Source organism: Actinoplanes sp. CA-252034 (assembly GCF_050956125.1).
Taxonomy (GTDB): Bacteria; Actinomycetota; Actinomycetes; order Mycobacteriales; family Micromonosporaceae; genus Actinoplanes.
Genome location: NZ_CP191846.1, coordinates 6,753,143 through 6,772,278, shown reverse-complemented (window position 1 = coordinate 6,772,278; position 19,136 = coordinate 6,753,143). Strand labels below are relative to the sequence as shown.

The following is a 19,136-nucleotide window of genomic DNA, read 5'->3' as shown; positions in this document are numbered from 1 at the left end:
CGGCGGAGCGCTGGGCCCACCCCGGCCCACCCATCACCCGCAACGAAAAGAGACGATCGAGATGCCCACGCTCCTGAATGACACCAACGCTCACCCTGCCTACGCCACCGCTTCCAGCAGCAGAGCGCGACGCGCCGCCCGCGCCGGACTATGGGCACTACCTGCCTACGGCCTCCTGCTCGGGTTGAGCACCTGGACCCACCAGCCCGGCATCGACGACTTCGACGCCTACGCCCGCTACATCACCACCGACGTCTTCCTGATCAGCCACCTCGGCGCCAGCATCTTCGGCGCAGCCCTGGCCGTCCTCGGCGCCTTCGCGGTCACCGTGTTCCTGGCGAACGGGCGCGCCGCCCGCACCGCCATCACCGGACTGGTCCTGACCACGATCACCAACGTGTTTCTAGCCTCGACCTTCGGCAGCGCCACCTTCGTCCAGCCCGGCATCGGCCGCGCCCACCTCGCCGGGACGCCGGGTATGCCCGCCCTCAACGCCGACACCGCCTACGGTCCAGCCTTCTTCATCGTCGCCTTGACCGCCACGTCCTTCCTGATCGTGTCCGCGATCGTCCTCGGCACCGCGATCGCTCGCTCCGACCGTCGGCTGCGCTGGCACGGCATCGCCTACGCCGTCCTGCTCCCGGCCTTCGCCGTCACCGGGTTCGCCCTGCAGACCGCCCAGCCGTGGACCGGCTTCGCCCTCGCCGCCGCCACCACGGCCCTCGCCGTACGACTGCCACGGCTGAACCGATAGCCCATTCCCGGCGCCATGAGCCCGCCTTCGCCGCACCGCGAGGCGGGCTCGGTCCCTTCCGCTGCGTCGGCAGACAAATCTCAGGAGCCGGTGTGTGCCGGAGCGGCCAGGATTGACTGCACGGTGGCGGTCACGACATCGGACGCCTCTGCCGGATCGAGACGGCCCAGACGGATTTCCTCCGCGGCACCGTGCAGGATGTACTGCACCGCGTTGACCAGCCACGTCACCGGCATATCGGTCCGGAAAACGCCGTCGCCCTGCCCGCGGCCGATCAACTGCTCCACCCGGTCCGCGGCACCGGTGTGCAGTTCCCGCAGGCGCCCCTCGGGCAGCACCCGCTGCGCCGCCGACAGCAGCGCCGCCGACTCCGCGACCAGAGACCAACTGGAGGCCAGCAGCCGATTCATCGCCTGCCGCGCGTCGCCGGTCAGATCCACGCTGCCGAGCGTCAGCTCACCGGCTCGCAGCGCCTCGGCGAGGGCGGCCTCGACCAGCCCGGGGCGGGTCCGGAAATGTCCGTACACCGTCATCCGCCCGACTCCGGCCGCCTTGGCGATGTCCTCCATGGTCGCGTCCGGATCGCGGCTGAGGCACTCCCGGGCAGCGGACACGATGCGCGTAATGCTGCGCTCGGCGTCGGCGCGCCGCCGCGGGCGGGTGTCGGCGGAAACCATGCCACCACTCTATCCCGTACGGGAATGTACGAGTTAACCTTCCGCTTGTAAGTCGTACACGGGCATACGAGTTATCGCGGAGGGTGTCATGACCACACACGAAATCCAAGAGACCACTACCCGGCATCCGCTGCGATGGCGCCTCCTCGCTCTTCTGGGCGTCGCCCAACTGATGCTGATCCTCGACGTCACCGTGGTCGCTATCGCCCTCCCGCAGATGGAGACCGACCTCGGGCTCAGCCGCGCCGCGATCACCTGGACTGTCAGCGCCTACACCCTCACTTTCGGCGGCCTCATGCTGCTCGGCGGCCGCATCGCCGACCTCATCGGTGCCAAGCGGGTCGTGCTTACTGGCCTGCTCGTCTTCACCGCCGCATCCCTGGCCACCGGACTCGCCGGATCCGCCGAGGTACTGATCGGCGGGCGCATCGCCCAAGGCGTCGGCGCCGCCTTGCTGTCGCCCGCAGCGCTCTCACTGGTCGTCACCCTGTTCGCCGGCGACGAACGCAACAAGGCCCTTGGCGTCTGGTCCGCTCTCGGCGGTGGCGGCGCGGCCCTCGGTGTTCTGCTCGGCGGTCTCATCACCAGCGGGCCCGGCTGGCCCTGGGTCTTCTTCATCAACGTCCCGATCGGCCTGGCCGTGATCGCCGCACTCGCCGTCGTGCTGCCCGCCACCACCGGCCAGAACCCGCGCCCGCGACTCGACATCCTCGGCGCGCTACTCGTCACCGGCGCCACCGCGACCCTCATCTACGCCCTCATCCGAGCCGGTGACCACGGCTGGCTCACCCTCGCCACCGGCGGGCTCGTGCTGGCTGCCGCGATCGGCTACACCGCCTTCACCACGTGGCAGAAGAAGGCCCGCTCACCGCTGATGGACGTCACGATGCTCGCTCGCCGCCCCGTCGCCGGCGGAGCGTTCCTCATCCTCATGGCCACCGCACTCATGGTCGCCGCCTTCTTCCTCGGCACCTTCTACTTCCAGCACGCCCGCGGCTACGGCGCCCTGCACACCGGCCTGCTGTTCCTGCCCGTCGCCATCATCACCATGCTCGGCGCCCACCTCACCGGCACCCTCATTGGCCGCCTCGGCGCGCGGCCCCTCGCCATCACCGCCCTGCTGACCGCCGCAGCCGGCATGACAGTCCCCGCCATCACCCTCCAACCGCTCGCGGTCACCGCCGGTGTCGCCCTCGCCGCCGCCGGAACCGGTGCCCTGCTCGTCGTCGCCTCGGCCACAGCACTCGGCTACGTGGCACCCCAGGAGGCCGGCGTCGCCTCCGGCATCGTGAGCACCTTCCACGAGTTCGGTGCCTCCGTCGGCGCAGCCGTCGTCTCCAGCGTCGCCGCTGCGAGCTTCGCCAGCGACAGCCTCGCCGGCTTCCGCAACGGATTCCTCGTCGCCGCTATCGCCTCCGCCGTGGGCGCCGTCATCGCTGCCCTGCTGACACCCAGCCGCCCGACGGCCGACCACTGACCCGCCGCCGGGCTGCCGCGCTGGCGTCAGCTCGAGCCCAGACCCAGTGCCGCATCGCCGGCACCCTCGCCGCGGGCGTCACCCTCGCCAAAGCCGGAGCGCCACTCGCCGCCGCTGGCCTGCTCGCTAGCTCCGGCGGATACCTGATCGCTCTGGCGGCCATCGGCAGCGCCTGCCTGGTCGCCGCCGGAGGCATCCTCACCCGTGCCACATCACCGAGACCCGCACCGGTCGACGCCATGGCATCCGCCGCCGGCCGCGGCTGACCACTCAGGCGTCAGAGCGCGGCTACCGGCTTCGTACGGGCCAGCGCCAGCGCCACCGGCACACATATCCCGTACATGAGCAGCCCGTACGCCAGGACGGTGAGAACGACGGTCGGCGACGCGGCGGCGGCGAAGAACAGGGCGAGCGTCAGGTTGCGGACCCCCGTCGTCATCGTCACCGCCCGCCGCTGCGGCCCGGTCCCGAGCCACCGCAGTGCCGCCAGCGTCAGGCTCACCATCACCAGCACCTCGATCACGGCGACACCGGCCAACCCGACCCGCGACAGCCGCCCCAGGCCGGTGATCAGGAAATACAGGACCAAACCCGCCAGCAGTACGTCGGCCGCGCGCCGTGCCACCGGATGGATCCGCTCCGCGAGCCCCGGCCGGGACCGGCGTAGCCACATCCCCGCCGCCAGCGGCACCACCTGACCGAGCAGTCCACCGCCCACCACCAGCAGTCCGAGCGCGCCCGCCGGAACCACGCTCTGCCCGGCGGCCGCCGTCCACACCGGCACCGCCACCAGCCCCAGAGGGCCGAGCACCACCTGAAGCCCGGTGCTGACCGCCAGATCACCCCGGGCGTGCAACGTCAGCAGCGCGCCGGTGCCGCCGCCCGGAGCCGCGGCGGCCAGCACCACCCCGAGCGCCACCTCCGGAGGCAGGCCCGCCGCCGTGACAAGAACGACCGCCAGCCCCGGCAGGACGATCACGTTGAACACGACCGCGACGGTCAGAAGCCCGCGCCGCCGGACGAGGGCGCGGAAGTCGTCGACGGTCGCCGCCGTGCCGACGGCCAGCATCGACGCGACCAGCAGAACCGCGACCGCGGCCGTGCTCACCGGACCTCCGCGACGTGACGGCCCGCCCGCCGCAGCACCCGGTCGAGCACGAACTCGGCGTCCCGGCCCACACCGCGCAGGGTCGCCGAGGCGAAACTGCGCTGCCGTTCCAGCCCTACGAAACCCAACCCGGGCAGCGCCGTCGACACCCCGCCGTCATGCCGGGGGACACCGTGCTCATCAACGGCGCCGGTCCCGGCGAGATACGGCAGGTCCGGGCGGTAGCCGGTGGCCAGCAGCACCACGTCGACCGGCTCGGACGTGCCGTCGGACCAGACGACCCGGTTGTCGTCGAATCGCTGGGGGAGCGGCCGGTGATCCGGCCGGCCGACGCTGACGGCGGCACGGTACCGGCCGTCGTCGATCACCGGCACCGTCCCGGGCGCCAGCCGCGGTCCCCACCGCGAGGTGTCGAGCCCGGACCTGGTCAGCCACCAGTGGAAGTCACGGCCGAGGATCCGCTGCCGCTGGAACCGCAGCGGCCCGCGCGTCGTGATGCTGACCGTCGCCACCTGGGCGAGCTCGGTGGCGATCTGCACCGCCGAGTTCCCGCCACCGACCACCACCACCCGCGCCCCGGCCAGCCCGCCGGGACTGCGGTACTCGGCGGCGTGCAGCACGCGGCCGGTGAACGAGTCCAGGCCCGGCAACGCGGGCCGCAACGGCGTGCCGAACCCGCCGCTCGCGGCGATCACCGACGGGGTCCGTACCGCCTCGCCGCCCGCCAGGACCGTGAACCCGCCGTCGTCCTCGGTGATGACCAGTTCGGCGCGGGTGCCGAAGCGGAGGTCGGCGTCGAGAGCCCCGGCGTACGCGGTGAGGTAGTCGACGACCTCGTCGCGTACCGGATATCGGTCCGGATCGCCCGGGAACGGCATGCCGGGCAGGCCGGAGAACCGGGCCGGCGAGAACAGCGTGAGGCTGTCGTAGTAGGCCGGCCACGAGCCGCCGGGCCCGGGCGACGCGTCCAGCACCAGCGCACGGAGCCCACGCCGCGCGGCGGCACGGGCGGCGGCGAGACCGGACTGGCCGCCACCGATGACGACGAGGTCTGCGAAAGTCATGCCAGCAATGTATCGTTACATCGGGAAATGACGAAATGAAAGCTCGGGGGGACACTGGTAGCCGATGACCACACCCACACCGCTCGACGGCCCCACCCGGGACTTCCTCAAGGCCCTCGCCAGCGAGACCCGCCAGCAGATCCTCATGCTGTTCGTCGGCGGCCGGGGACTCACCGTCGGTGAGATCGCCGCCGCCTGCGGCCTCGGCCAGTCCACCGCCAGCGAACAACTCGCCATCCTGCGGCGCGGCGGCCTGCTCACCTCCACCCGCGACGGCAAACTCGTCCGCTACCGCGCCGACCCGACCGCCATCAACGCCCGCATCACCGACCTGCAGGTCTACCTCACCTGCTGCTGCCCGCCCGCGTCGGCCGACACGCACGGCTCCTGAGCCGACCCCGCCAGCCGCGCGAGCAGAGACAACTCGGCCAGCCGCACACTCGAGGCGGCTACCCGCCAGGCACTCGCTCACACCGGCAGCCGCCGAAGCCTTGCCCGGCGGCACCGCAGAATCGGTGCAGCCACCGTCGAGGCGATGTGACGCGCCCAGGGCCTCATCGAGCTGCGCGGCCGGCCGCCCGGTCATCATTGCCAGTTCAGCGAACGGATCAGCGGCGGCGAGAAGCCGGCGTGCAGCCGCACGGTGCAGCAGGCGAGACACGTACGAGGGCCACCACCACTGGCAGCCGCCCGGTGTCGGGATACCTGAGGTGTTCAGCACATCCACGATGGCGCGCATCGTCCATCCGGCCCGGTGCATCTGCACGACCAGCAGCAAGGTGTCGTCCGGGCACACTCGTGGCCTGCTCACCGGCGGGGCCCCGCCACGATGTGAGTACTTCGAGGAGGTGGTGGAACACGCCGAGTACGTCACGGAACACGTGCCGGGCATTCTCACCGACCGGCCCGGCCACAAGCGTGAACGGCAGCAACAGCAGAAGGGAAGCACCGAACAAGCCGACCGCCCCGGCGGCTGCCCAGACGAGCGGTGTCAGGTCAGGGAAATCCGGAAGCAGTTCAGCAAACGATGCCAGGTTCAGGTCGGACACGTGGGTCTCCCAGGAAGAACGGGAGGCCACGGTTCGTCCGTGCGCCGTCCCGCAGGCCGATGGTTCGGGGTCGGCCCGCGGTGTTGGGTCCACGCACCTTGCGAGGCGTGGCATGGACGATGTTGTTCGGCGGCACGGTCTGCGTGACCTGCAGCCGGATCATGAAAGCGGCCCGGAAGACCGCCTCGCTGATCGCCTTGACGAATTTCACGGCCAGGTCGGCGGTCTCTGCCGGAATTCGGTGCTCCTGCCGGAGCTTGCGCAGCTCCGCGACGGCCGCCTTCAATTCAAGCAACCGGGCACGGTTGTGCCTTACCTGCTTGGCGGTCGGCCTGCCCTTCCCCCGATAGCTGTGCGCGAAGTCAAGAGCCGCCATGAGCGTGGGAGAGACGCACCCGCCGCTCACTGCAGCCAAGACTCGGGCCGACGCGTGGCACTCAAGGGCGATCTTGCCGGCGTTCCGCACGGCCGACCAGGCGGCATACTGTGCCGCAGCCCTACCGGCCGGACCCGTCATCACACCCTGGGCGCTCGACCACGCCAGCATCGACTGCACCTGGAATGAAGCTCGAACATACGGCAACGCCGCAGCAGGAACACCGGAACTATGTAGCGCCGCCCACTTCGCCGCCAACGACGGCATGCCCGCGATCGCGGCAGCGGCGTCGCGGCTCACGACGTTCTGAAGTTCCCCGAGCCTCAGCATGCGATCAGGTTAGAAGACTTCGGGGCTGTTCCCTTAACAAGAACATCGCCAGAGTAGGCGACGGTCGAAGCTGGTCATCGTCTCGATCAGCCTGAAGCGATGGTGGCCTGACCGACCGAGCTCGACCGCCGACCCGCAGGATCAGCGATGAGCAGGCGAATCCGACAGTTGATCGATGACTGCCGCGGTCACTCCAGCAGGTGATCGCTTTCGATGCGGCGTCATCGTCGCTGGCCGGCTTGCTCCCACCTGCATCCGAACCGGATGGGGTGAACGTGATGACGCCGCCTGCCGCTGATCTGATGGACGCTTGGCTGACCAGCCGTCCTGGCTCGACGCGAGTGCGCGGCCAGTCGCAGAAGACGCGGGTCGGGGCGTTGCGGTTCGCGTTCTACGGGCGGATGTCGACCGTGGAGTATCAGGATGATCTGTCGTCGCGGGGCTGGCAGCGTGACAGCGCCCTGCACCTGATCGCCGGTCATGGGGTGATCGTTGCCAGCTATTTCGACGCCGGTTGCTCGCGGAGTCTGCCGTGGTCGCGGCGGCCGCAGGCGGCTGCTCTGTTGGCTGCGGTCGCCGGTCCGGGGCGGTCGTTCGATGCGATTGTGGTGGGGGAGTTCGAGCGGGCCTTCTCTACCCGGCAGTTCGAGGAGTTGTTGCCGTTGTTCGACGAGCATGGTGTCGGGTTGTGGTTGCCGGAGATGGGTGGGCCGGTCGATTCGGGGGATCCGGTTCATCAGGCGATGATGGTGATGCTGGGGCAGCAGTCGCAGCGGGAGATTCTGCGGGCGCGGTTCCGGACGACTGCGGCGATGCGGGTGCAGGCGCGGGATCAGGGTCGGCATCTGGGTGGCCGTCCGCCGTACGGGTATCGGTTGGTGGATGCGGGTTCGCATCCGAATGCGGCGCATGCGCGGTGGGGCAGGCGGTTGCACCGGTTGGATCCGGATCCGGTGACGGCGCCGACGGTGCGGTGGATGTTTGCGCAGCGGTTGGCCGGGTGGAGTGTGGCGGGGATCGCGCGGACGTTGAACGCGAACGGGACGCCGTCGCCGTCGGCGTACGACCGGGCCCGGAACCCGCACCGCAGCGGCACGTCATGGACGGTGCGCACGGTCGCGGCGATCCTGGAGAACCCGCGGTACACCGGCCGGCAGGTGTGGAACCGGCAGGGAATCGACCATCACGAGGTGCGACCGGGGGACAAGCGCAGCCGGCCGGAGGGCCGGAAGCCGTCGCACCACTGGAACGACCGGGACGAGTGGGTGATCTCCGCCGCAGTGGTGCACCCGCCGCTGGTCAGCGAGCAGGACTTTGTTCGGGCCCAGCAGATTAGCGCGCTCGCCGTCCTGGACGACGCGAACCCGCACCGCTACCAGCTGACCGGTCTGTTGATCTGTGGGGTGTGCGGGCGCCGGCTGGAAGGGCAGTGGGTGCACGGCCGGGCCGGGTACCGGTGTCGGCACGGCTACACCAGCGGCGGTGATGTGCGGCCGGACCGGGCGAAGATCCTCTACCTGCGGGAGGACCAGGTGGTGGCGGAGGCCCGTCATCAGTTGGCGCACCATGCCGGCGTTGACCCGCGGGTGCTGGACGGTGGGGAGTTGGGCCGGCAGTTGCGGTGGCGCGGGTACACGCTCGTGTGCACGCCAGTCAGCATCACCCTCGACATCGGCGCCGACACGGCTTGCGCGAGTACCGATGTCCCGGCACCCCAGCCAGGCGCAGCATGCGAAAGAGCGGAAGACGAGCCGGAGGCGCCGCCGGAGTCTGCGCAGTTGCCGTTGCCGGGTCTGTCGGTCATTCCGCATCAGCGGCGGAAAGCATTTACTGAGCTATCGGAGTTGAGGTCACTCGCATGTCCATATCGCCGCTTTGGGTGATTCCTAGCTGTATGGCAGCGGTGTCTATTTAGGGCATGCGATACGGGGATGGCGGCGGGGTCGGCCCGCAGCAACGCGCCCGCCGGGAACAGATACGCCGGCAGGCGGCACGCATGTTCGCTGACGGAGTGAGCGCACCGCAGGTGGCCGCCGAGCTGGAGATCTCGACGAAGTCGGCGTACGCGTGGCGGCGGGCCTGGAAGGCCGGCGGTGAACAGGCCCTGGCCTCCAAGGGGGCACCCGGACCCGACCCCGTGCTGTCGGAGGTCCAGGTCCAGAAGCTGATCGACAGACTGGAGCAGGGCCCGGCCGCGGCGGGCTGGGACGAGGACCAGCGCTGGACGCTGGCCCGGGTCCGCACGCTGATCGGCCGGATGTTCCACCTCACCGTCGGCATCGCCACCGTGTGGGAAACGCTGCGCCGCGCTGGCTACACGCCGCAACAGCCGGTCCACCGGGCCGCCGAACGCGACGAGGCCGCCATCGACCATTTCAAGCGGTATCAGTGGCCCGCGGTAAAAGAGTCGCGCGCAGGCTGGGCGCGTGGATCTGCTTCGCCGACGAGTCCGGCATCTCGCTGAGACCAGCCCGGGCCCGGACCTGGGCCCGGCGAGGCACCACCCCGATCGTCACCGTCGCCGGCCGCGACGGACGCAAACTCTCCCTCGCCGGGATCGTCGCCTACCGCGCCGGACATCAGCCGCGGATCATCTACCGCACCATGGTCCACCGAGGACGAAAAGGCGAGCCGAAAGGCTTCGGCGAAGACCACTTCGCTGACCTGCTCGACGCCGCCCACCAGCATCTCGGCGCGCCGATCGTCCTGCTCTGGGACGGCCTGCCCCAGCACAAGTCCGCCAAGATGCGCGCCCTGATCACCGCCCGACCATGGCTGCGCGTCTACCGCCTCCCCGGCTACGCCCCCGAACTCAACCCCGTCGAGAACATGTGGTCCAGCCTCAAACGCAGCATGGCCAACCTCGCACCCGGCGGCATCGACGACCTGTTCCGGGTGGCGAAGAACCGGCTCAAACGGATGCAGTACCGGCCCAGTCTCGCCTCAGGATTCCTCGCCACCAGCGGTCTGGCACCGCCCTGACCCTGACTCCAAAAGCTCAGTAACCCACACCAGAATCATCCAAAACGTGAATGACCTTGGTGTGGGTTAACGTGTCCGAGGGGGGACTTGAACCCCCACCGTCTATAACTGCCGCCTAAAACCGCTGGTGATCGCACGCGCGATGTAACTATTGGCGCTTGGCGGTGGTGCGGGCATGTCCTTGGCTACGACATGCCGGAAGTGGCGATTCTGGGAATGCAGAGTCTACTGCGGCCCGATCGAAGTGGACCGTAGGCCCGACTCGGGCCGTACCGGTGTGCTGCGAGTGTAGACCATCAAGGACAACCGCATCCATGAAGTTGTGCGTCGAGGGGACCACCGTTACCGCCAGGTGCTGATCCGTGACGAGCTGACGGGAACGCGGTTCGCTTCGCTTGAACGGCACAGACCGCCGCCCATCGGCGGAACGACGGATGCCGGGGCGGTCGTCCAGTCCGATCGAGTGATCTCGGCGTCACGGAATGTCGTAGGTGGTCGATAGGATTCCCTCGACGCCGGGGAGGTGAGCGCCGCGATGCCCCGCCACGGCGAGGGGGAGGTATCGCAGCGTGGTGGATGGGCTCCGGTCGGATGACGACAATGCACGGACGTTCCAGGTGGACGTCACCGACTCGCGCCGCGCCATGGCATACCTGGTCGCGCCCGGCTCCGACGACTACATCCGGATCATGGCGGTGCTCGAGTCGTCAGTGAACGACCTGACGCCGGCCGAGATAGCGGTTCAGGTCTCGGCCACCGGCCCGGCAATGTCCGACGCGGTGGTGCAGAAGAGACTCGACAAGCTGAAGGACTGGACCGCGGCCACCGGCCGTTCCGACCCTTCCAGGATCCGGCGTCACGCCGATATCCTGGCCCGGAACTGGCGGTGGACGGCCACACCCGCGGGCCGGCAGGTGCACCGTTTTTACACCTCGGTGCTGGCCGCCACACCGACGATGCGCGAGATCCCCCTACCGAGCCTGGCCCGGATCGTCGACTCCGCCGAGCAGCTGGCGACAGCGATGGCGATGCCGCGCCGTGATGACAAGCTGATCGCTGAGCTGATCGGCCGTCTCTTCACCGGCCACGACGATCTGGACACTGCGCTCGTTGGCGCGGAGGACAGCCTCGCCGGCCTCGCCGACCGTTTCGACCTCGACCAGGAGGCGACCGCCGAGCTCAAAGGACTACTGGTGGACTACGCCACCCATGTCGCCGGTGAGCTGGAACGCGGCGCCCAGCAGGCGTTCGACGTCCTGAACAGGATGCTGCGGCCATACTTCGCGACGCTGGCCGGGATCGCGGTCGCCGCCTCGCAGGCCCGGGCGCTGATTGAACGTGGCGCGCTCACCGCCTCCAAGGGCGGCAGGGTCAGTGACTGGGAAGGACTCACTGCCTGGTGCGACCCGTACACGGGCCGGTCGAGTAGATTCTCCCTGCGCCTGGTCCGGGCCCTGCCGGGGATGCACGCCAACCTGCGCCGCCTGCACAGCTCGGCCGGCTACGCCACCGGCCGGGCCCGGGCGCTGCTGCTGGCGAAGGCTTGCCTGGACCCGAAGCACGGAACGGCGATCCTGCTGGCAGCCACCGGCGACCACAAATGGCGCAAGCTGCACGGCGAAGCCGACGACACCGAACTGGCGAGCAACCCGACGTGGCGGGGCGGGCCGCCGGTGCCGTTGCCGGAGCTGCTGCGAACCACCGGCCGCACCGGCGCCCGCGGCCGGGCCCCGGCGGCCCGCGACGACACGGCCGCCCGGGCAGCCGTGCTGGAAGCACGGGAACGCCGCCGGGCCGAGCATGCAGCAGCGATCGAAGAGATCCTGGCGACCGAGCCCGGCATGCCGTTGACGGAACGCGCCGCCCGGGTGGCGATGGCATCATTGATGGCCGCGGTCCGGGCCCCACTGGTCGTGGGCTCCACCGACCGGCGGACGGCGAAACAAGACGGACTGGCGTGCACCCTCTTCCACGTCGGTGACCAGACCGGCACCGTCCTCGCCCCGACCTGGCGGGTGCTGATCCCCGGCCGAATCCTGGTCTTCCACCTGCCGGGCAACTGGGTGACACCACCGCGGCCGACCACGCCGGACACCGCGCCGCGAGCGGTCCTGCTCCGGCAGCCGCTGCCCGAAGCGGCGGCATGACCGGCCCAGCGGCAGGGTCGAAGGCGTGGCGGCAACGCCGTACCACCGCACCCGAAGCCGCAGCGGAGACCGCAGCCGTCCTCCGTCTGCTCATGGTCCGGCCATGGCTGGTGGCGGGCCGCGACGACGGGGCCATCGCCACGGTACGCCGCAACGAGGACGCCGTCCGCGAAGTCCTGGACCGACTGGGTTGGGTCATCGTCGTCGACCGGGACTTCGTACGGCTGCGGAAATCCCCGCCGGTCCGGCGTGAGGCCTGGGCCGCCGCCGGCCCCAGCCCGCGGACGTGCTCCTGGTTCTTTCTGCTGGTCGCCGCCGCTGAGTCGATGCCACCCCGGGTCGGTATCGGCCAGCTGCTGTCCGCGGCTCGTAGCGCCGCCGCCGAAGCGGAGATCCCGACACCGGACGACATGCCGGAGCGGTACGCCGTCCTGGCGGCCTTCCGGATGCTCGAGGAACGCGGCGTGGTGGAGAGCCTCGACGGCGACATCACCCAGATCCTGCGCGACGACGATCCGCCGGTGCTGCTCGCCGTGCACCATCACCGGCTGATCCACGTCATCGCCAATTTCGGTGCCGCCGACCCCGTACACGATCCGGCCGGCTGGCTCGACCAGGTAGAACGCGAAACCGATCCTGCCCGGCGGATGCGCCGCCGCCTGATCGACGACACCGCCGTCTACGCCCTCGACCTCGACCCGGACGAGGCCGACTGGCTGTCACGGCGGGTCCGCGGCGACGACGGACTGCCCCTTGCCGACGCGTTCGGGTTGCACCTGGAACGCCGAGCCGAAGGTGCGGCGTTCGTCGTACCCTCTGATGCCTTCCGCGGCCGTGACGCCCTCGGCGACTGCGTCTTCCCCGGCGGCGGCACCGTCGCCCACGCCGGGATGCTGCTCTGCGACACCGCCGAAGCCCACGGCATCATCGACCCGCAACGACCCGGCTGGCGCGCGATCACCGACGACGACATCCGGTCCCACCTGCGAATCTTCGCCGAACGCTACAAAGATCAGGGCTGGGCCGCCGAGCACGTGGCCGACCAGACCGGCCTGGCCACCGAGATTACGGCGCTACTGGTTGGCGCGAACCTGCTGCGTGTCGAGAACGGCGTCTGGTGGTTCACTCCGACCGCCGGCAGATGGGAGCCACCCCCACAACCACGGACGGCGACACCCCGCCGAGCCGGCACACCTCGAGGCGAGGAGCCCCATGACCTTCGTTGACAACCCCCTGTTCGGCGAGGACCTCATCGCCCCGGCGGGTCGTCCGCAACGGTTCACCACACGATGGCGGCTGATCGGGGCCGGACTGGCCAACGTGTGGCGCTACGGCGACATGCAACTCGAAGCACCGTCCGGACGGCTGCTGCTGCGCGGCCCGAACGGCACCGGCAAGACCACCGCGCTGGAGGCACTCTGGCCGTACCTGCTCGACCTGAACGCCCAACGGCTGGCCGCCGGCAAAGCGCGACCGACGTCGCTGTCGCTGTTGATGCGCGAGGGCGCCGACGGCGCCCGGCGCCGGTTCGGCTACCTGTGGCTGACGATCGCCGGTCCGGGCGACGGCAACATCCATTCCTATGGCGTACGGCTGCAGTTCAGCGAAAGTGGCTCCCCGGCCGTGAAGGTCGTACCGTTCACCATCCCCGGGGTGCCGCTGCGGGACATGGAACTGTACGGGCCGAAACGCGCCGCACTGAACAGCGACCAGTTCACCGACGCCGTCACCGCCGCCGGTGGGATCGTCTTCGACGACGAGGACGCCTACGTCGCGCACCTGGCAGCCCGACTGTGGCGCACCGACGAGCGGGGCCTGACCGAGATGGCCAACCGCATCCGGGCGCTCCGCAACCCCACCCTCCTCGGCGACGTCTCGCCGAAAGCCGCCGCCGACACCCTGCGCGACGCACTGCCCGGCGTCTCCGACGACGTGGTGACGGCGACCGCCGACGCACTCGCGGAATCCGAGGCGACCCGCGTGGCGTTCCAGCGTGACCGGGACGCGGCTGACGCTCTAGCCCGTTTCACCGAAGCCTGGGCAGGCCACGTGGTGGAGATCGTCGGCGAGGCCCACAAGGAGGTGACCGGTGCGGTGGCCACCGTCGCCGCCGCCGAACGGGCGGCCGGCAAGGCGTCGGAGACCCTCGCCGACGCGGCCGCCCAGCAGAGCGGAGCGGAGGAGCACCTCAGCGAACTGCAGGGCACCGCCGAGCAACTCGAGGCGAACATTCACGCTCTGGAGAACTCGGAGCCGTACAAGGCCGCCGGCCGGCTCACCGACCTGCACGCTCTAGTCGTCGCCGAGCAGGGCGCCGCCGACCTCGTCCTGAAGGCGTTCCGCAGTGCCGTCGGCCGCAGCCGGAAACGCGCCGAGGACCTATCCACCACTGCCGGGGATCTGCTGTCCGACATCGAGGCGCTGTCCGCCGAGGCCACTGCCGTGGACATCCAAGCCATGCCGCACCGGCCCGCCATGACGATCACCAGCCGGCCACGGCCGCCGTACCGCATCGGCGACATCACCGTAGACCCCGGCCCCGGCACCACGATCAGCGTCGACCGGACCTCCCTCGGGGAGTGTGCTGCCACCTGGCGACAGCTGGCCGAAGCCCACCAGGCGAAGGGTGACGCCGCGCGGCTGGCACTCACCGACCGGCGAGCCACCACCGACGCTGAGGACACCGCCGGACAGAAGAAGAGCAGCGCCGCCAACCTGCGGGCACAGTCCGACCGCGAACAGCAACGCCTCACCGCAGCGACGAAAGACGCCCGAAAGGCACTCGGCCACCTCATCGACAGGATCAACGAATGGTACGCCGAACACCGTGCGCTCGCGGACGTCGTCGAGCACGCCCATCCCCACGACGACAGCGGCGACCCGTGGCGTTCTCCCCGCCTGGACCAGCTCGACTTCGATGACCCCGCCGCCGCCTTACCCGTGGTCGAGGACATCGCCACCGCGCTCACCAGCACCGGGGGAGCGGCCGTGGCAATGCTCCGGGCGGCAGCGGCGACCGCCCGCCGAGAAATGAAACGGCTCCGCGGCGAAGCCGCCACACGCCGAGAGGAGGCACGCCAGCTACGCGACGGCAAGATGCTGCCGATTCCCCGCCCGGCCTGGGCCGGGCCGGCGCCCGACGGGGAGACGTTCGCGGACGCCGTCACCTGGCATGCGAACCTCTCCGACCCTACCGATCGAGCCCTGATCGAGAACGCCCTTGCCACCAGTGGGCTCCTCGGCGCGACGCTGTCACCGGACGGCGCCCGCACCGCCACCTGGTACGTCGACGCGACCTCCCCGCCCACCGCACCGAATCTGGCAGAAGCGCTCAGCACCGACCACGGCCACCCCCAGGCCGCCATCGCTGATCACATCCTGCACCGCATACCCCTTCGTCACACCACCGACAGCGCGGACGGCCCCGCCGGACTCGTCATCGGCCGCGACGGCACGTTCACCGCAGGTCCACTGCGGGGACGACCACCCGGCACCGACGACCCCCTGTCGCTCCCGCCCGCCGAACACGTCGGCGCGGCCCAGCGCCGGGCCGCCGCACTGGCCCGTGCCAACAGCCTCGATGCCGAGGCCACCCACCTGGAGACCGAGGCCCGCCAACACGAAACCGACGCCCGCCGCGCCACCGACGACGCCAGCCGGGTCGACCAGGCCGTACGGCGATTCCCCTCCCGAACAGCCGCCGCGCACGCCGAGGCCACCCGGGCCGCGACCGCCACTCGCGCATCGGGCCTCGCCAGCGAAGCCGGCTCAGCCGAAACGGAAGCCGCCGAACTCGAGGCCACGGCACTCGGCCTACGCCTTGAGTGGGAACAGCGAACCCGAGCCCGGGACCTCCCCATCGACCTGGGAAGGCTGGCGGACCTCCGCGACAGCGCCGAACGGCGCACCACCAGCCTGCGCACCCTCGCACAACGGCTGACCGATCGTTTCAAGGCGCGACTCGACCGCCTGACCGCTACCGCCGACGAGGACGGAAAGCTGAACGCCGATCTGGCGGACGAGCATGCAGAAACGACCACCGCCGTAGAAAAGGCCAGGACGATCACGGCGGAACATCAAGCACTGCTGACCACCGTCGGCCTCGACGCAGAAGAATCCGTCCGCCGTCACGCCGACGCGATCCGACAACGGGAACGCCTGACGACCAGACTGACCGCCGCCGCCCAACAAGTGCGGGAAGCACAGGCCGCCGTCACCAGAAGCCGAATCGAACTCGAAGCGGCAGAGCAACGTGCGCACGACGTACGACCCGCCGTCACCATCGCAGAACGTGGACTGAGAGCCCTGACCGAAGTGCCCGGCGTGCCCGCCGTACTGTTCGGCTCCGAAACCGTCGACCCCGGCGACAGCCTCGTCACCGCCGTCGGACACGCACTCCGCAACCGGCGCACCACCAGCCGCCGCCTGCTGCGGGAACGCTACGACGCGTGCCGGGCCGCCCTCGCCGGCCTGTGGACCCTCGACCCCAGCGACACCGTGGGCAACCTCGACACCTACCTACTGACCCACGACAGCATCGCCTACACCCCGCCTGCCGCCGCCGACGCCGGCAGCCAACTACGCGACCGCGCCCAGAAAGCACTCGACCAGGCCGAGGAATCCGCACTCCGCGAATTCGTCATCGGACGACTGCCCCTGGCCATCGGAACCGCCTGGGTCGGCATCGAAGACTGGATCAAGGACGTCAACCGCAAGATGCAGAACGCCGCCGCATCCTCCGGCGTAGGCGTCCGCATCGCCCGAACCCTCGCCAAGGACCTGAGCGCCGCCGAACTCACCGTCCACCGGCTCGCCTGCAAGGGATCGATACTCACCGCCGAACAGCAGGCCGAAGTCGGGGAAGCGCTCCGGTCACTCATCGCAGCCGCCGACGGCGCCACCATGACCGAGAAACTCGCCAACGCCATCGACGTACGACAGTGGCTCGACATCTGGTACGAGATCCTCCGCCCCAACGGGCAGACCAGCCGCTGGACCTCCAAGACCGGCCTGTCCGGCGGCGAGCGCCGCCTCGTCGTACTCGCCCCCATGCTCGCCGCCGTCGCCGCCTACTTCGACCAACTCGACACCACCGGACCACGCCTCATCGCCCTCGACGAAGTGCCCGCCGAAGTAGACGAACGAGGCAGAGAAGGCCTGGCCAGATACATCGCCGACCTCGACCTCGACCTGATCTGCACTAGCTACCTGTGGGACGGGGCACCCGGCGCCTGGGACGGCATCGACGCCTGGGACCTGGAAGCCGGCCCCGACACCACCGTCGTCGCCTTCCCCATGCTCATCCGCGGACTCACCCCACTACCCGGCGACGACCTGTCATGACCGGCACACCCGACCCATGCCCCTGGTGCCGAACGGACTGCCGGGACCTCGACGACAGTGCCGTCCGGGGCCCCCACCTCGACTGGGTGTGGCGCCAGCTCGCCGACATCGCCGACCGGCGCGGCGACCCCGAGCTGACCAGCGGCACCGCCCGAGTCACCGCACCGGCCGCAGCCGCCGACCGAGCCGCCGCGATGGGCTTCCTCAACGGCCGCATACCGCGTGCCGGGCAGACCGTCCCGATCGATCTTGAAACACTGACCGCCCTGATCCGGGTGCACGACGGACAACTGACCCCCGGCATCGTCGCCGCACACGCCGCCGGCCGCGCACTGGGGGAGCGCAAGCGGGCGAACGCACGCCACCGCGAACAGATGGAGAAACTCCGACTCCAGCTGGCCGACACCATTGGCACGCGCACACCGCTCCTGATCGATCCGGAATCGCTGTGGCAAACCCTTCGCCGATCGGGCTGGATCGCACGGATCAACGGGCAAGACGACCCGGAGCTGCTGATCAACCAGGCGGTAGCCGTCATCGCCGCACTCCCGGACGGCGAGAAGCACATCGACCGCCGCAGGCTCGCCGACACCGTCACCCGCTTCCCACACGCACTCGACACAGGCACCCTGCCAGGCCTGGTCCTCGCCATCCTCACAGCAGCCGGCCGCATACCACCCGGCTCGCCGCCACGCGCCGCGTGGACAGCCGTCGGCGTCGACTGCGACGACCTGACCGGCGGCCTGCTCGCCCTCGGCATCGCCCCGTCCGGCTGGCACCTGCCCGCCGAGGCCGTCGTCACGCTACCGCCGCGAGAACTCAGCCGTTGTGCCTGGCCCGTTCCACCACACCCCGGTACACCGATCTTCGTCACCGAGAATCCGTCCGTGGTCACAGCTGCGGCCGACCGGGTTCTCGCCACCCCACCATCCCGGCAGGTCCGGTTGCTGTGCACCGTGGGCACCCCGTCCCGGAGCGAGATCGACGCCGTCCGCCGCCTCGCGGACACCGGCTGGCAGATTCTGGTGCGCGCCGACTTCGACCGGGCCGGCCTCCAGCACGTCAACGCCTTGCTGGACGGAGTGCCCACCGCCCTGCCCTGGCGGATGAACACCGAGGACTACCTGGTGAGCCTGGCCGACACACCCGCCGACGATCGCATCCACCTTCGCGCTGACGCCCTGCCACCCACACCCTGGTGCCCGACGCTGCAACAGGTCATGGCAGCCAAGGGGGTCGCCGCATACGAGGAGAGCCTCATCGAGACCCTTCTCGCCGACCTGATTCAGCCGTCTTCCCATAGCGGGTCATGCGCTGATCGATGCATCGACGAGCGTTGAACTCGAAGCGCTTCCATGGGGTTGGCGACATCCCCTCCGGTCCCCGAAGGGCCCCCGTGAAACACCGACAATGGCTCGCGGGCGCCACCGCCCTCGCGTCGCGGCAGTCGCCCCGGCAAGCGGCTGCAACGCAACCGTCACCCAAACGGAACCACCGTCACCGTAGCCGCACCGAGCTACGCAGCGGGCACCATGGTCACGGTCGGGTTCACCGCCAACGGAACGGCCAACGCCCCAACCGCCGTGGAGCTCACGGCGGGGCGTGCTCATAAGGCACCAAGCGAGCACGAGGGTCATGGTCCTGGCCGGTGTCGACAACGGCGGCGCCGGTCAGGACCACGCCGAGGTGTGCGCACAACAGGTTGGTTACGGGACTTCCCTTCGGAGTCCCTACGCCGACGCTGCCGGCATGGACCGATCGCACGTCACCCCGTGGAGGTTCCCACGGTGCCCACGGGGCGAGCATCCTCCAGGTTGCCGTATGGGGCG

Annotated in this window: 15 protein-coding genes; 10 read left to right on the top strand and 5 right to left on the bottom strand. The window is 70.1% G+C overall.

Annotation, left to right across the window (positions count from 1 at the left end; genetic code table 11):
* The first annotated feature begins 61 nt into the window (after positions 1–61).
* On the top strand, positions 62–754 hold the full coding sequence (locus ACQPZW_RS31310) for a hypothetical protein (protein ID WP_433789638.1): 693 nt from the start codon (positions 62–64) through the stop codon (positions 752–754).
* An 80-nt stretch (positions 755–834) separates the two neighbouring features.
* On the opposite strand, the gene ACQPZW_RS31305 is transcribed toward ACQPZW_RS31310, so the two are convergent.
* A complete protein-coding gene (locus tag ACQPZW_RS31305; RefSeq protein WP_106330501.1) occupies positions 835–1,431 on the bottom strand; it encodes a TetR/AcrR family transcriptional regulator in 597 nt (198 codons plus the stop codon).
* A gap of 88 nt (positions 1,432–1,519) precedes the next feature.
* On the opposite strand from ACQPZW_RS31305, the gene ACQPZW_RS31300 reads away from it, so the two are divergent.
* Entirely contained in the window at positions 1,520–2,908 is a 1,389-nt protein-coding gene (locus ACQPZW_RS31300; protein ID WP_433789637.1) for an MFS transporter, read from the top strand.
* A 277-nt stretch (positions 2,909–3,185) separates the two neighbouring features.
* On the opposite strand, the gene ACQPZW_RS31295 is transcribed toward ACQPZW_RS31300, so the two are convergent.
* Together ACQPZW_RS31295 and ACQPZW_RS31290 are read right to left on the bottom strand one after the other, a co-directional pair.
* A complete protein-coding gene (locus ACQPZW_RS31295) occupies positions 3,186–4,016 on the bottom strand; it encodes a hypothetical protein (protein WP_433789636.1) in 831 nt (276 codons plus the stop codon).
* A complete protein-coding gene (locus ACQPZW_RS31290) occupies positions 4,013–5,080 on the bottom strand; it encodes a flavin-containing monooxygenase (protein ID WP_433789635.1) in 1,068 nt (355 codons plus the stop codon). The genes ACQPZW_RS31295 and ACQPZW_RS31290 overlap by 4 nt, the downstream gene beginning before the upstream one ends.
* 64 nt (positions 5,081–5,144) lie before the next feature.
* On the opposite strand from ACQPZW_RS31290, the gene ACQPZW_RS31285 reads away from it, so the two are divergent.
* Positions 5,145–5,471, top strand: coding sequence for an ArsR/SmtB family transcription factor (locus tag ACQPZW_RS31285; RefSeq protein WP_433789634.1), 327 nt, complete (start codon positions 5,145–5,147; stop codon positions 5,469–5,471).
* 217 nt (positions 5,472–5,688) lie between these two features.
* Here the strand turns inward: ACQPZW_RS31285 and ACQPZW_RS31280 are convergent, their stop codons facing one another.
* Both ACQPZW_RS31280 and ACQPZW_RS31275 read right to left on the bottom strand, forming a co-directional pair.
* Positions 5,689–6,129: a hypothetical protein gene (locus ACQPZW_RS31280; protein WP_433789633.1), complete on the bottom strand. Its 441-nt coding sequence runs from the start codon at positions 6,127–6,129 to the stop codon at positions 5,689–5,691.
* Positions 6,098–6,835 (bottom strand): hypothetical protein, encoded by a 738-nt coding sequence (locus ACQPZW_RS31275; RefSeq protein ID WP_433789632.1) that lies wholly within the window; start codon positions 6,833–6,835, stop codon positions 6,098–6,100. Before ACQPZW_RS31275 ends, ACQPZW_RS31280 begins: the two co-directional genes overlap by 32 nt.
* Positions 6,836–7,035: 200 nt before the next feature.
* On the opposite strand from ACQPZW_RS31275, the gene ACQPZW_RS31270 reads away from it, so the two are divergent.
* The 7 genes from ACQPZW_RS31270 to ACQPZW_RS31240 all read left to right on the top strand — a co-directional run bounded on the left by ACQPZW_RS31270 (position 7,036) and on the right by ACQPZW_RS31240 (position 18,647).
* Positions 7,036–8,718 (top strand): recombinase family protein, encoded by a 1,683-nt coding sequence (locus ACQPZW_RS31270; RefSeq protein WP_433789631.1) that lies wholly within the window; start codon positions 7,036–7,038, stop codon positions 8,716–8,718.
* Positions 8,719–8,753: 35 nt separating this feature from the next.
* Positions 8,754–9,299: a helix-turn-helix domain-containing protein gene (locus ACQPZW_RS31265; protein ID WP_433788858.1), complete on the top strand. Its 546-nt coding sequence runs from the start codon at positions 8,754–8,756 to the stop codon at positions 9,297–9,299.
* A complete protein-coding gene (locus ACQPZW_RS31260) occupies positions 9,224–9,817 on the top strand; it encodes an IS630 family transposase (RefSeq protein ID WP_433789630.1) in 594 nt (197 codons plus the stop codon). Before ACQPZW_RS31265 ends, ACQPZW_RS31260 begins: the two co-directional genes overlap by 76 nt.
* A gap of 617 nt (positions 9,818–10,434) precedes the next feature.
* Entirely contained in the window at positions 10,435–11,964 is a 1,530-nt protein-coding gene (locus ACQPZW_RS31255) for a DUF2397 domain-containing protein (RefSeq protein WP_433789629.1), read from the top strand.
* On the top strand, positions 11,961–13,190 hold the full coding sequence (locus tag ACQPZW_RS31250; RefSeq protein ID WP_433789628.1) for a DUF2398 family protein: 1,230 nt from the start codon (positions 11,961–11,963) through the stop codon (positions 13,188–13,190). Before ACQPZW_RS31255 ends, ACQPZW_RS31250 begins: the two co-directional genes overlap by 4 nt.
* Entirely contained in the window at positions 13,177–17,307 is a 4,131-nt protein-coding gene (locus tag ACQPZW_RS31245) for an SbcC/MukB-like Walker B domain-containing protein (RefSeq protein ID WP_433789627.1), read from the top strand. Before ACQPZW_RS31250 ends, ACQPZW_RS31245 begins: the two co-directional genes overlap by 14 nt.
* Positions 17,304–18,647, top strand: coding sequence for a DUF2399 domain-containing protein (locus ACQPZW_RS31240; RefSeq protein WP_433789626.1), 1,344 nt, complete (start codon positions 17,304–17,306; stop codon positions 18,645–18,647). Before ACQPZW_RS31245 ends, ACQPZW_RS31240 begins: the two co-directional genes overlap by 4 nt.
* Positions 18,648–19,136: the final 489 nt, after the last annotated feature.